This is a genomic window from Campylobacter sp. 2018MI34 (assembly GCF_016598975.1).
Classification (GTDB): Bacteria; Campylobacterota; Campylobacteria; order Campylobacterales; family Campylobacteraceae; genus Campylobacter_D.
In genome coordinates, this window is the sequence record NZ_JAENKS010000096.1 from 1 (window position 1) to 470 (window position 470).

General features: G+C 39.4%; 1 protein-coding gene. It reads left to right on the plus strand.

Features of this window, described 5'->3' with window-relative positions:
* A partial coding sequence (locus JG676_RS07885) for a hypothetical protein (RefSeq protein WP_200217880.1) occupies positions 1-403 on the plus strand: 403 nt, incomplete at its 5' end.
* Positions 404-470 lie beyond the last annotated feature (67 nt).

Below are 470 nucleotides of genomic sequence, written 5' to 3' on the forward strand. Positions count from 1 at the left end.
CTCTATGCTTGAGATGATTTATCTGATGGAACGCTGTCAGTTGCTGGTTGCGTGCGACTCTGGCCCAGTTGCGCTTGCTGGACTCACATCAATCGCAATTTGTGGGTTGTACTCCATTATTCCGGCCAGATACCGATTGCCTTACAGGAATGGAAAGTATGGATGGAATGCTATGGGTATTGATACGGGATGCCAGTATGGTCAATGCGGACACCTGATCATGAGTCCGCAATTCTTTAAAAACAAACTAGGTAAAGAATTTATGCCACCACGAGGTGATGAGTTTTCTATCTGGTGTCCAAATGATAAAAAATATCGATGTTTGAAGAAAATTACTGCTGAATATTTTTGGCATCAGATTCAATTATTTTTGAACTCTGATAGCTATGTGGGCAATTTTTAGATGTTTAATTAACTACATTATATGGAGTAATTATGGGTTTTTTAGGGCGATTTCCTTTACACAGAAT